The organism is Streptomyces sp. GL_140 (assembly GCF_057834465.1).
This window is the reverse complement of the sequence record NZ_CM174404.1, coordinates 7,176,677-7,189,971: the sequence shown is the minus strand read 5'-3', so window position 1 is coordinate 7,189,971 and position 13,295 is coordinate 7,176,677. Positions and strand designations below refer to the sequence as shown.

11 protein-coding genes are annotated in these 13,295 nt (G+C 71.0%); all 11 read left to right on the top strand.

Annotated elements, in window-relative coordinates; genetic code table 11:
- Window positions 1-14 precede the first annotated feature (14 nt).
- The 11 genes from AC3IYJ_RS33440 (at window position 15) to AC3IYJ_RS33390 (ending at window position 13,264) form a co-directional block, all read left to right on the top strand.
- On the top strand, window positions 15-860 hold the full coding sequence (locus AC3IYJ_RS33440; RefSeq protein WP_489398236.1) for a carbohydrate ABC transporter permease: 846 nt from the start codon (window positions 15-17) through the stop codon (window positions 858-860).
- Window positions 857-2,740, top strand: a complete 1,884-nt coding sequence (locus AC3IYJ_RS33435) for a DUF5107 domain-containing protein (RefSeq protein WP_489398235.1) — start codon at window positions 857-859, stop codon at window positions 2,738-2,740. The genes AC3IYJ_RS33440 and AC3IYJ_RS33435 overlap by 4 nt, the downstream gene beginning before the upstream one ends.
- A 153-nt stretch (window positions 2,741-2,893) precedes the next feature.
- Window positions 2,894-5,362, top strand: coding sequence for an RICIN domain-containing protein (locus AC3IYJ_RS33430; RefSeq protein ID WP_489398234.1), 2,469 nt, complete (start codon window positions 2,894-2,896; stop codon window positions 5,360-5,362).
- Window positions 5,363-5,513: 151 nt separating this feature from the next.
- On the top strand, window positions 5,514-6,365 hold the full coding sequence (locus AC3IYJ_RS33425; RefSeq protein WP_489398233.1) for a fumarylacetoacetate hydrolase family protein: 852 nt from the start codon (window positions 5,514-5,516) through the stop codon (window positions 6,363-6,365).
- A gap of 11 nt (window positions 6,366-6,376) precedes the next feature.
- Window positions 6,377-7,699 (top strand): L-fuconate dehydratase, encoded by a 1,323-nt coding sequence (locus AC3IYJ_RS33420; protein WP_489398232.1) that lies wholly within the window; start codon window positions 6,377-6,379, stop codon window positions 7,697-7,699.
- Window positions 7,696-8,451 (top strand): SDR family NAD(P)-dependent oxidoreductase, encoded by a 756-nt coding sequence (locus AC3IYJ_RS33415; protein ID WP_489398231.1) that lies wholly within the window; start codon window positions 7,696-7,698, stop codon window positions 8,449-8,451. The genes AC3IYJ_RS33420 and AC3IYJ_RS33415 overlap by 4 nt, the downstream gene beginning before the upstream one ends.
- A gap of 86 nt (window positions 8,452-8,537) precedes the next feature.
- Window positions 8,538-9,542 carry an aldo/keto reductase gene (locus tag AC3IYJ_RS33410; protein ID WP_489398230.1) on the top strand — a complete coding sequence of 335 codons (1,005 nt, stop codon included), beginning with the start codon at window positions 8,538-8,540 and terminating at the stop codon, window positions 9,540-9,542.
- Window positions 9,542-10,282 carry a (Fe-S)-binding protein gene (locus AC3IYJ_RS33405; protein WP_489398229.1) on the top strand — a complete coding sequence of 247 codons (741 nt, stop codon included), beginning with the start codon at window positions 9,542-9,544 and terminating at the stop codon, window positions 10,280-10,282. The genes AC3IYJ_RS33410 and AC3IYJ_RS33405 overlap by 1 nt, the downstream gene beginning before the upstream one ends.
- Window positions 10,279-11,745: a lactate utilization protein B gene (locus tag AC3IYJ_RS33400; RefSeq protein ID WP_489398228.1), complete on the top strand. Its 1,467-nt coding sequence runs from the start codon at window positions 10,279-10,281 to the stop codon at window positions 11,743-11,745. Before AC3IYJ_RS33405 ends, AC3IYJ_RS33400 begins: the two co-directional genes overlap by 4 nt.
- Complete coding sequence (locus AC3IYJ_RS33395) at window positions 11,742-12,395, top strand: LutC/YkgG family protein (RefSeq protein ID WP_489398227.1); 654 nt, start codon at window positions 11,742-11,744, stop codon at window positions 12,393-12,395. Before AC3IYJ_RS33400 ends, AC3IYJ_RS33395 begins: the two co-directional genes overlap by 4 nt.
- Complete coding sequence (locus AC3IYJ_RS33390) at window positions 12,392-13,264, top strand: amidohydrolase family protein (RefSeq protein ID WP_489398226.1); 873 nt, start codon at window positions 12,392-12,394, stop codon at window positions 13,262-13,264. The genes AC3IYJ_RS33395 and AC3IYJ_RS33390 overlap by 4 nt, the downstream gene beginning before the upstream one ends.
- Window positions 13,265-13,295 lie beyond the last annotated feature (31 nt).

Sequence of the window (13,295 nt, the reverse complement as noted above, 5' to 3'; positions counted from 1 at the left end):
GAAAGGTCACACACGTGCGAAGCAAAACCGGGTCGGCCGGGCCGGTGACACGGATCGGCAGGGCACTCGTCTGGTGCGTGGTGGCCGCGAACCTCCTGCTGATCCTCTGGATCTTCCTGACGTCGTTGCGCGGCAGCTCGGACATCCTCCAGCGCGCCTTCGGGCTTCCGGCGCCTCCGGAAATCGGGAACTACGTCGCGGCCCTGAACGAGGGCGGATTCGCGCAGGCGGCTCTCAACAGCGTCGTCGTCGCGGTGGGCTCGTCGGTCTTCGCCGTCGCCCTCGCCGCGCCGTGCGCCTATGCGCTGGCCCGTCGACGCTCGCGCGTCTCCTCGGCACTGACCATGACCTTCGCGATGGGCCTCGGCGTACCCGGCCAGGTGCTGGTGGTGCCGCTGTTCTTCGGCCTGGCACAAGTGGAACTGACGGACAGTCTGCTCGGACTGACCGTGGTCTACGTCGGCCTGGCCATGCCGTTCACCGTGTTCGTCCTGACGGGCTTCTTCTCCGGGATCCCGGCCGTACTGGAGGAGGCCGCGGTGCTGGACGGCGCCGGACCGGTGCGCACCTTCGTCCAGGTGGTGCTGCCGGTCGCCCGTGGCGGGCTCATCACCGCGTTCCTGCTGCAGTTCATCAGCGCCTGGAACGAGACCCTCTTCGCCATCGTCCTGACGCACAGCCAGGGCAAGACCACCCTGCCCGTGGCGCTGGCCTCGTTCGTCGCCGCCCAGCAGTTCAAAGGCATGGACTACGGAACGATGTTCGCCGGAGTCTGCATCATCCTCGCCCCGATGGTGGCGCTGTTCTCCTGGATGGGGACGCGGATCATCCAGGGCATGACCGTGGGAATCGGGAAATGACCTCGACACTGCGCAAGGACGTCCTGCGGATCGAGGGGGCCGCCGATCCGGCCGGCACACTGCCGATCCTGCACGGCGTCTCCTCCTACACCGCCGAAGGCGTCGGGATCGACGCCGAGATGCGCCGCAACCTGACCTACGGAGCCCCGCACTCACTGCTCCCCTACACCCGCCAGGACGGCTACGACCGCGCCCGCACCGCACGCGAGCTGCCGGCTCTGGTCCTGGAGAACGACACGCTCACCGCCACGTTCCTGCCCGGACTCGGCGGACGGCTGTGGTCGCTGACCCACCGGCCGACGGGCCGGGAGCTGTTGCACCGCAACCGGATCCTGCAACCGGCCAACCTCGCGCTGCGCGACGCATGGCTGGCCGGAGGCGTGGAGTGGAACCTCGGCACGACCGGGCACTGGCCCCTGACCTGCGAACCGCTGCACGCCGTCCGGGTCACCGCCCCTGACGGCACCCCAGTGCTGCGGATGTTCGCCTTCGAGCGTCTGCGCCGTCTCGTCCTGCGGATGGACGTCTGGCTGCCCGCGAGCTCGCCCGTTCTGTACGTGCACGTCTCGATCCACAACCCCTCGCCGGAGGAGACCCCGGTCTACTGGTGGTCGAACATCGCCGTGCCGGAGAACAAGGACGTCCGGGTCGTCGGCCCGGCCGAACACGCCTTCCACTGCGACTACGTCAGCGAACTGAAACGGGTGGAGTTCCCGTACCTCGACGGCGCCGACCGCAGCTATCCGGGCCGGGTAGCCCGCGCCGCCGACTACTTTCTCGACGTACCGGCAGCCGAGCGCCGCTGGATCGCGGCGCTGGACCGGACCGGCGCGGGCCTCGTGCAGACGTCCACCGACCTGCTGCGCGGCCGCAAGCTGTTCTGCTGGGGAACGGCGGCCGGTGGGAAGCACTGGCAGGAATGGCTGTCCGGTCCCGACGCCGCCTACCTGGAGATCCAGGCCGGACTGGCCCGGACCCAGCTGGAGCACCTCCCGATGCCCGCCGGCGCGACCTGGTCCTGGACCGAGGCGTACGGAATGCTCCAGGCCGATCCGCAGGCCGTGCACGGGAGCTGGGACGAGGCGCGGTCGGCCGCTGCCGGCGCCCTCGCACAGCTGGTCACACCCGAAGAGCTGGACCACTCCCAAGCCCTGGCCGTCGGGTTCGGCGAGCCCGAGGAGGTGCTGGCGGAGGGCTCCGGCTGGGCCGCCCTGGAGATCGAGAGCGGATCGCTTCCCTCGTCGCCGCTGCTGCCCTTCGCGGCGCCCGGCACCGAGCAGGAGCCCTGGCAGCAATTGCTGACGACGGGCACGCTCCCGGTCAGCGATCCGCCCGCCGCCCCGGTTACGGGACCACGCTGGCGCGAGCTGCTGGAGGAGAACGCCCAGGACTGGCACGCCCTCTACCACCTGGGCCTGATGCGCCTGGCCGACGGTGAGCATGACGCCGCGCGTGAGGCGTGGAAGCGCTCACTCGGTGAGCAGGCGTCACCGTGGGCGCTGCGCGCGCTGGCCTTCCTGACCACCTCGCCGCAGGAGGCGGCGGACCTCATGGCCGAGGCACACCGACTCCGCCCGGACCTGCGGGAACTGACCGTCGAGGTGCTCGACGCCCTGCTGCGGGCCGACCGCCCGGAGGAAGCCCTCACCGCCATCGAGGCACTGCCCAAGGCCACCCGCGAGCACGGCCGCATCCGACTGGCCGAGGCGAAGGCCGCGCACGCCTCCGGTGACGACGACCGGGTCCGACGCCTGCTGGCCGAGGGGATCCGCGTCGACAACATGCGCGAGGGCGAGGTCTCGCTCGACACGCTCTGGCTCGCGGTCCATCCGGGGCAACCGGTGCCGCCGTCCTACGACTTCCGCATGTCGGAAGGCTGAGAGCCGGCCCTCTCCGGTGGTGGGAGAGCCGGGGCTCATGCGGGTCACACAAGGGCTCGGGGCACCGGCCCCGGCCCCGCTGGTGCCGAGTGCGGCACCAATCCACCAAAGGGTGCGCCGGTCGGCGCTCCCCGCCCTACAGAAGGAGTACCTGTGTCAGCTCCTCGAAGAAGGCTCGTCAGCGCGGTTGTCGCCACGGTGCTTGCCGCGGCCGGCAGCACCGCGCTGGTGACCGAGCCGGCGTCGGCAGCCCAGTCCGACACCACGTACACGATCGCCGTCGGGTCGACGCATTCGTACGCGTACCCGACCGACACCCCGGCCGCTTCCTACATCGACAAGGACGGCACGTTCTACTTCCAGCAGTCGGCCGCCCTGTACGGCAAGAACGACCCGCGCTACTGGGAGTTCTACTCCGGCACCAACTTCGACACCGCCACGCGGTCGAATGCGATCAGCGACGCGGTGAACCCCGCCAACACCGCCGACAAGAACAACGACACGACCTGGCGGTGCAACAACAGCCCGACCGGCCTGCAGGCGACGGCCGCGGGCGGCACATCGGGCTACTCGCAGAAGAACTACTGCGACCTGGTCGGGGTGTGGGTCGACCCGGACACCGGAAACTGGTACGGCCTGGTGCACAACGAGTTCACCCCCCAGCCCTTCGGCGACGGGCTGCACTACGACTCGATCGACTACGCGGTCTCCACCGACCAGGGCAAGACCTGGACCATCAAGGACCACGCCCTCACCTCGCCGTACAGCACCACGCGGGGCGACACCACGGCGTTCCCGAACCAGACGTACGACTACGGCGACGGTGACCCGCGCCTGTTCGTCGACACCGCGTCGGGCTACTTCTACGTCTATTACGGCTCCCGAATCGTCCCGAAGGGCGGAGTGGGCGGCAGCAACGGCGGCTTGGCCCACGTCGCGCGTGCCCCGATCTCCTCCAAGATGGCGGCCGGGTCATGGCAGAAGTGGTACGACGGCGCCTGGTCACAGCCCGGTGTGGGCGGCCGGGAGAGCAACATGGTGCCGGCCACCTCCTCGAACCCCAGCGGCTATACGCCGGTCGGGAGCGACTACTCTCCGTCGAACACGGGCACCGTCGACCAGCAGGTCGCGGCCGGCAAGCTGCCCGCCAAGTCGGACCTGTTCATCATGAACATCGCCTACGACGCACACCTGGGCCTGTACATAGGTGAGCCGGAGGTCGTCTCCGGCACCGCCCCTCAGCGCTTCTACGTCACCAACGACCTCTCCACGCAGAAGTGGACCCTGATCGGCGACTCGGGCAGCTACACCTCGGGCTCCTGGTACCGCTGGTTCGTGGACGGCGTGAACCGCACCGACTCCACGATCATCGGGAAGACCTTCCGGTCGTACTGCTCGATCGCGTGCGCGACCTCAAGCGGCGAGTACGCCGACATCACCGTTGATTCCAGCACCCCGGCGGCTCCACCGGTCGATCTCTCGAAGGCCTACCGGATCGGCAGCGGAAACGGCCGGGTCCTGGCCCAGGTCTCCGGAAGCCCGGCGACCACCTCGCTGGCGTCCGCCACCGGCTCCGCCCTGGAGTCGTGGACCTTCCTCGCCAACGGCGACGGCTCCTACCGGATCGCCAACGCCTCCACCGGGAATCTGCTGGGCGTCGACTCCACCGCCACCGCCAACCGCGCCTGGGGTACACGCCCGACGGTCGCCTCCGCCGCCAGCGGACCCGGAGCCGTCGGACAGCAGTGGTTCATCGTCCCCAGTACCTCCGCCTCGGGCACGTTCCGGCTGGTCAACCGCTACAGCGGTCTGGTGATCGGCATGTCCGCCACCTCCGGGCGTCTCGCCGAGACCACTCCCGGCCGCGCCTGGACGGACACCAGCGGGAGCACGGTCGGCGGCGGACGCACTTCCACTGAGCAGACCCTCACCTTCACCCAGACCGGTACCGCCCCCGAGTCGGTCGTACTCAACGCACCCGGCAACCAGTCCGGGACGGCCGGTACAGCGGTGTCGCTGCAACTGACCGCCACCGACAACCTGGGCAAGCCGCTCACCTTCTCGGCGACCGGCCTGCCCGCCGGGCTGTCGATCAGTTCCTCGGGCCTGATCTCCGGCACGCCGACCACCACCGGGTCCTCCAGCGTCACCCTCACCGCCTCCTCCGGCACGGCGAGCGCCCAGGCCGCCTTCACCTGGACCGTCAACCCGCTCTTCACCGGCAGCCACACGCTGACCACCGGTGGAAAGGCGCTCGACAGCGCCAACGGCAGCACCTCCGCCGGCAACCGGCTGATCACCTGGACCGCGACCGGCAGCAGCAATCAGCAGTGGGAGTTCCTCCTGCAGTCCGACGGCTCGTACGAGCTGGTCAACGGTAGGTCGGGCATGTGCGCCGACGTCAGCGGCGGCTCCACCGCCGCCGGTGCCACGGTGGTCCAGTGGCCGTGCAGCGGGTCCCCCAACCAGCGCTGGAACGTAAAGCTGCTGGCCAACGGCTCCTACACCGTCACCTCGGTCCGCAGTGGACTGCTGCTCACCACCGCCTCGACGTCCAAGGGCGCCGCCGTGACGCAGCAGCCGGACACCAACTCGCCGCTGCAGCAGTGGTCGATCAACTGACCCACACCCGCATGAGGACGCGGCCCTGACCACCGGGTCCCCGGGACGGTCCCCGGGGACCCGACGCCCCAACGAAACCGGCTGCCGCTCAGGCTCTCCTCCGGAGCCGGGCGGCGGCCCCTTCGACCAAGCTCCGGAAGGCCCTTCCACCATGAAACTCCTGCGGGTCGGACCCGCCGGGCAAGAGACGCCGGCACTCCTCGCGGACGACGGCAAGCTGCTCGACCTTTCTTCCGTCGCCCGGGACATCGACGGCCGCTTCCTCGCCTCCGGCGGCGTGGAGCGGGTCCGCGAGGCGCTCGCAGGCGGCGGACTCACGGAGCTCGACGCCTCCGCGCTGCGGATCGGAGCCCCCGTGGCTCGCCCGGGCAAGGTCGTGTGCGTCGGGCTCAACTACCGCGACCACGCGGAGGAGACGGGCGCCGCGATCCCCGCCCGGCCGGTGGTCTTCCTCAAGGACTCCGCCACCGTGGTCGGGCCCTACGACGACGTGCTGATCCCGCGCGGCTCGGTCAAGACGGACTGGGAGGTGGAGCTCGCGGTGGTCATCGGCCGCCGCGCCCACTACCTCGACTCCGCCGAGGAGGCCCTGGACTGCGTCGCGGGCTATGCGATCAGCCACGACGTGTCCGAGCGGGAGTTCCAGCTGGAGTACTCCGGCCAGTGGGACCTCGGCAAGTCCTGCGAGACCTTCAACCCCCTCGGCCCCTGGCTGGTCACCCCCGACGAAGTCGGCGACCCGCAGGACCTCCGGTTGAGCGCGTCCGTCAACGGCGTACCTCGCCAGGACGGAAGCACCAAGAACATGATCTTCGGCGTCGCGCACATCGTCCGGTACCTGAGCCAGTACATGGTCCTGGAGCCCGGAGACGTGATCAACACCGGGACGCCCGCCGGAGTGGCCCTGGGCCTGCCCGACACCCCCTACCTGCGCGCCGGCGACACCGTCGAGCTCGCCATCGCCGGGCTCGGCAGCCAGCGCCAGACCTTCGCACAAGCCTGAGAGAGACCCCCATGCCCGTAACCACGGCTCGTGTCACCGCCCTTGACACCTACGACATCCGGTTCCCCACCTCGCGCGAACTCGACGGGTCGGACGCGATGAACCCCGACCCCGACTACTCCGCCGCCTACGTCGTGCTCCGCACGGACAGCCCTGACGGCCTGGAAGGCCACGGCTTCACCTTCACCATCGGACGCGGCAACGACGTCCAGGTCGCCGCGATCACCGCACTGCGCGGCCATGTCGTCGGCCGCTCGCTCGACGAACTGTGCGCGGACCCGGGATCGCTCAGCCGCGATCTCGTCGGTGACAGCCAACTCCGCTGGCTGGGACCGGAGAAGGGCGTGATGCACATGGCCATCGGCGCGGTGGTCAACGCGGTGTGGGACCTCGCCGCCAAGCGCGCCGGTCTGCCGCTGTGGCGCCTCCTCGCGGAGGCCGAACCCGAGTGGCTGGTCGCCCAGGTCGACTTCCGCTACCTGACCGACGCACTCACCCCGGCCGAAGCCCTTGGCCTGCTGCGCGACGCCCGCCCCGGCCGCGAAGAGCGCACCAAGGAGCTGCTGGACCGCGGCTATCCCGCCTACACCACCCAACCGGGCTGGCTGGGCTACTCCGATGAGAAGCTCACCCGGCTGGCGAAGAAGGCCGTCGCGGACGGCTTCACCCAGATCAAGCTGAAGGTCGGCGCCGACCTCGCCGACGACATCCGCCGCTGCCGAACCGCCCGCGCCGTGATCGGACCGGACATACGGATGGCGATCGACGCCAACCAGCGCTGGGACGTGGCCGAGGCCGTCGAATGGACGTCCGCGCTGGCCGAGTTCGACCCGTACTGGATCGAGGAACCGACCAGCCCGGACGACATCCTCGGTCACGCCGAGATCCGTAGCGGCGTCGCGCCGACCAAGGTCGCCACCGGTGAGCACGTGCAGAACCGGGTCGTCTTCAAGCAACTCCTGCAGGCCGGTGCCATCGACATCCTCCAGCTCGACTCCACCCGTGTCGGCGGTGTCAACGAGAACCTGGCGATCCTCCTGCTCGCCGCCAAGTTCGGCGTCCCGGTCTGCCCGCACGCCGGCGGCGTCGGACTGTGCGAACTGGTGCAGCATCTCTCCATGTTCGACTTCGTCGCGCTCTCCTCCACCACCGAGAACCGCACGGTCGAATTCGCCGACCACCTGCACGAGCACTTCATCGACCCCGCCACTGTCTCCGGGGGCCGCTACCGCGCACCGTTGGCCCCCGGTTTCTCCGCGCAGATGCACGAGGCCTCCATCGGCGCCTATACCTACCCCCAGGGCAGCTTCTGGGCCCAGGAGGCCCAGGCATGACGGATCTCCACGGCCTGCGGGCCATCGTGACCGGCGGCGCCTCCGGTATCGGTCTCGCCACCGCCCGGCTGCTGTCCGAGCGCGGCGCGCAGGTCGCCGTGCTCGACCTGGCCCCTGACGGCCTCGACGGACCGTTGATCGGCTTCGCGGCCGACGTGGCCGACGACACCTCCGTACGGACCGCCGTCGGAGCCGCGACCCGCGAGCTCGGCGGCCTGGACGTCCTCGTCAACAACGCCGGCATCGGCGCCGCGGGAACCGTCGAAGACAACCCCGACGAGCAGTGGCACCGCGTTCTCGACGTCAATGTGCTCGGCATCGTGCGCACCACCCGCGCCGCGCTCCCCCATCTGCGGGCCTCCCGGCACGCGGCCATCGTGAACACCTGCTCCATCGCGGCCACCGCCGGCCTGCCCCAGCGCGCCCTCTACTCCGCCAGCAAGGGAGCCGTCCTCTCCCTGACGCTGGCCATGGCCGCCGACCACCTCCGCGAGGGCATCCGGGTCAACTGCGTGAACCCCGGCACCGTGGACACCCCCTGGGTCGCCCGGCTGCTCGAGAACGCCGACGACCCCGCCGCCGAGCTCGCCGCGCTGGGCGCCCGCCAGCCCCACGGCCGGCTGGTCGGCGCGGACGAGGTCGCCGCCGCCGTCGCCTTCCTCGCGAGCCCGCACGCGGGATCTACGACCGGAACGGCCCTCGCCGTCGACGGCGGCATGGCCGGCCTCCGCCTGCGCCCCGAAGCAGGCTGACCCCCGAACACCCGGCCGGGCCGGGGCATCGCCAGCCCATCCGCCTGCCCACCCCTGACCGGCAGTACCAGCGAGAGGCAACACCCTTGCGCACCACACGACTCGGGCGCAGCGCCACCCCGGTCACCGAGCTCTCCCTCGGCGCCGCCCCGCTCGGCAACCTCTTCCACGCGGTCAGCGACGATGACGCCGCCGCGGCGGTCGACACCGCCTGGGCCCACGGGATCCGCAGCTTCGACACCGCCCCGCACTACGGGCTGGGCCTGTCCGAACTCCGCCTGGGCAAGGCACTGCGCCGCAGGCCGCGCGAGCAGTACACGCTCTCGACCAAGGTCGGCCGGCTGCTCAGGCCCCTCCCGGGCCCGTACGCGGACGACCTGCCCAACGGCTTCGCCACACCGTCGACCCATGAGCGGGTATGGGACTTCAGCGCCCGCGGCGTACGCACCGGCATCGAGGAGAGCCTGACCCGGCTCGGCCTGGACCGGGTCGACATCGTCTACCTGCACGACCCGGACGACCACGAGGACCAGGCATTCGACTCGGCCTACCCGGAGCTGGAGCGGATGCGCGCGGAAGGGACGGTCGGTGCGATCGGCGCCGGTATGAACCAGACCCGCATGCTGGAGCGGTTCGTCCGCGAGACAGATGTCGACGTGGTCCTGCTCGCCGGCCGGTACACCCTGCTGGACCACGGCGCCCTGGCCTCCCTGCTTCCGGAGGCCGCGCGTCGCGACGTGTCCGTGGTCGTCGGCGGGGCATTCAACTCCGGGCTGCTCGCCGACCCCGCGCCGGGGGCGACGTTCGACTACGCCCCCGCCCCGCAGGACCTTCTGCGACGGGCGCTGCGCCTGAAGGCTCTGTGCGAGGCGTACGGCGTCCCTCTGCGGGCGGCGGCCCTGCAGTTCCCGCTCGCGCACCCGGCCGTGGCCGGCGTGCTCGTCGGCGCGCGCAACGCCGCCGAGGTCGCCGACGCCGCCGCCATGACGCGCCACCCGATTCCCCCGGAGCTTTGGCGGGCCTTGCGGTCCCTGCAGCTGATCCCCCAGGACGCGCCGCTGCCCGCCGCCGACCGCGAGGAAGGACTCTGATGCGGATCGCCCTGTTCATCACCTGCTTCAACGACACGCTCTTCCCCGGGACGGGCAAGGCGGTCGTGCGCCTGCTCGAACGCCTGGGCCACCGCGTCGACTTCCCCGCGGCGCAGACCTGCTGCGGCCAGATGCACTTCAACACCGGCTACCGGCCCGAGGCGCTGCCGCTCGTACGCGGCTTCGCCGACTCCTTCGCCGGATTCGACGCCATCGTCACCCCGTCCGCGTCGTGCGCCGGCATGGTCCGCGACAACCACGCGGTCATCGCCGACCAGTACGGCGACATCGCGCTCCGCGCCGCCGTCCGCCAAGTCACCCCTCGGGTCCTCGACCTGACGGAACTGCTGGTCGACCGGCTGGGGGTCACCGACGTCGGCGCGTACTACCCGCACCGCGTCGCCTACCACCCCACCTGCCACTCCCTGCGCGCCCTGCGCCTGGGTGACCGTCCGCTGCAACTGTTGCGCGCCGTGCGCGCCATCGACCTGGTCGAACTTCCCTCGGCCGAGTCCTGCTGCGGCTTCGGCGGCACCTTCGCGCTGAAGAACGCCGACACCTCGACCGCCATGCTCACCGACAAGATCCGCGCCGTCCTGGACACCGGCACCGAGGTGCTGTGCGCGGCCGACAACTCCTGCCTCATGCACATCGGCGGAGGCCTGTCCCGGTTGCGTACCGGCGTGCGCACCGTCCACCTGGCCGAGATCCTCGCCGCCACCGAAGAAGGCCCGGCATGAGCCCCGACAACGTCGTCTGGCTGGGCAGCCCCGCCTTCCCCGACGCCGCGCGCGAGGCGCTCGCGAATCCCCGGCTGCGCGGCAACCTGCGCCGCGCCACCGCCACCATCCGCGACAAGCGCCTCGCCGCCACCGGCGAACTCGACGACTGGGAACAGCTCCGCGACGCCGGGGCGGCACTCAAGCGACGTACGCTGCGCCACCTGGACCGCCATCTGGTGCGGCTGGAGGAGTCCGTCACGGCGGCCGGCGGCACGGTGCACTGGGCCGCGGACGCGGCCGAGGCCAACCGGATCGTCACCGAGCTGGTCACGGCCACCGGGGAGCGGGAAGTCGTCAAGGTCAAGTCCATGGCCACCCAGGAGATCGGCCTGAACGAGGCGCTGGCCGGGGCGGGGATTCGTGCCCGGGAGACCGATCTGGCCGAGCTGATCGTGCAGCTGGCCGACGACCGTCCCTCCCACATCCTGGTCCCCGCGATCCACCTGGGCCGCGCCGAGATCCGGGACGTCTTCGTCCGCACCATGGCCGCCTGGGGCCGACCCGCACCCACGGACTTGAGCGACGAGCCGCACGCGCTCGCCGAGGCGGCCCGGCTGCACCTGCGCGAGACCTTCCTCAAGGCCAAGGTCGCCGTGTCCGGAGCGAACTTCGCGATCGCCGAAACCGGCACCGTCGGGGTCGTGGAGTCCGAGGGCAACGGCCGGATGTGCCTGACCCTGCCGGAGACCCTGATCACGGTGATGGGCATCGAGAAGGTCCTGCCCGCCTGGTCGGACCTGGAGGTCTTCCTGCAGCTGCTGCCGCGTTCCTCCACCGGCGAGCGAATGAACCCCTACACCTCCACCTGGACCGGCACCACCCCCGGCGACGGCCCCCAGGCCTTCCACCTCGTCCTGCTCGACAACGGACGCACCGCGACCCTGGCCGACCCCGTCGGCCGGCAGGCCCTCGCCTGCATCCGCTGCTCCGCCTGCCTGAACGTCTGCCCGGTCTACGAGCGCACCGGCGGGCACGCCTACGGCTCCGTGTACCCCGGTCCGATCGGCGCCGTGCTGACACCTCAGCTGGTCGGCATCGAGCAGGCGAGCACCCTCCCCTTCGCCTCCACCCTGTGCGGAGCCTGCTACGACGCCTGCCCCGTGAAGATCGACATCCCCCAGGTGCTGACCCACCTGCGTGCCCGGGCCGTGGAGGCGAAGCGGCTCGGCCGACTCACGCCCAGTGCCGAGTCCCTCGCCATGAAGGCCGCCGGCGCCGTACTGGCCAAGCCCGGGCGTCTTGCCGCGGCCCAGCGGGCCGCCTCGTTCGGAGGCCGCCTTCTGGCCCGCGACGGCGTCATCGGACCACTGCCCGGCCCCCTCCGGGGGTGGAGTGCCTCCCGGGACACCCCCGTACCGGCGGCGGAGTCCTTCCGTGCCTGGTGGAAACGTACCGACGAGCGCTCAGGAGAAGGCCGATGAGCGCCCGCACCGCCATGCTGGCCCGTATCCGCGCCGCACTCGCCGACGTGCCCGCCGCCGAGACGCCCGACGATGTCGAGGTCCCGCGCACCTACCGGCGCGACCACCACGGCGACGACCCGGTCGGGCTCTTCGCCGAGAGGGCCGCCGACTACCGGGCAACCGTGACGGTGGTGCCCGAGACCGAGGCCGCGTCGGCGGTCGCGGACCGCCTGCGCCGACGCCACGTCGACCGCCTCGTCGTACCGCCCGGATTCCCCGAGGCACTGCTGTCACCGGGGCCCTGGAAACGTCTCGACGACGAGCCGCTTGCGGATGCCGACCTGGACGGCGCGGACGCGGTACTGACCACCTCCGCGGTCGCGATCGCGGAGACGGGCACCGTCGTGCTGGACGCCGGACCCGGCCAGGGGCGGCGCGTGCTGACGCTGCTCCCCGACTACCACCTGTGCCTCGTGCGTGCCGACCGGATCGTCAGCGGCGTCCCGGAGGCCCTCGAGCTGCTCGATCCCCGGCGTCCGCTGACCTTCGTCTCGGGCCCGTCCGCCACCAGCGACATCGAACTCGACCGCGTCGAGGGAGTCCACGGACCACGCACCCTCGACATCTTGATCATCACCCACGCCGAACGGCCGGAAACACGACCATGACAGCCACCCCCGTCCCCGTTCGGCCCGACCGCGTCATCGACGCCCATCACCATGTCTGGGACCTGTCCGTCCGCTATCAGGAGTGGCTCATCGGACCCGAACTCGCATCGCTCCGGCGCAACTTCACACTCGATGAACTGCACCCCCAGGCCGCGGCCGCCGGAGTCGACGCCACCGTGCTGGTGCAGACGGTCTGCGTCCCGGAGGAAACCCCCGAACTCCTCGCGCTCGCCGAGGCCGACCCTCTGGTGGCCGGCGTCGTCGGCTGGACCGATCTGACCGCCCCCGACATCGCCGACACACTGGCCGCCCTATGTGAACTACCCGGTGGCGGACACCTCGTGGGCATCCGCCACCAGGTGCAGAGCGAACCCGACCCCACCTGGCTGGTACGCAGTGACGTCCTCCGCGGCCTGACCGCCGTCGGCGCGGCCGGGCAGGCGTACGACCTGGTCGTGCGGCCGGACCAGCTGCCGGTGGCGTTCGAGGCGGCGGCAGCCGTTCCCGGGGTCACCTTCGTCCTCGACCACCTGGGCAAGCCTCCCATCGCCTCGCGGGGGCTGGACCGCTGGCGGACCGAGCTACGCCTGCTGGCCGGGCTGCCCAACACGGTGGCCAAGCTCTCCGGCCTGGTCACCGAGGCCGACTGGCACACCTGGAGCGCCGACGACCTCAGGCCGTGCGTCGAGGCGGCCCTCGATGCGTTCGGCCCCGATCGGCTGATGTTCGGCTCCGATTGGCCCGTGTGCACGCTCGCAACCGACTACCAGCAGCTGGCCTTGACTGCATACGAGTTGCTCGCCGAACTCTCTCCGGCAGAACGGCAGTCCGTCTTCGGTGGCACGGCCGCCCGCTCCTACGGCCTCTGAACATCCTGCCCGTCACACATTCCTGCATCCC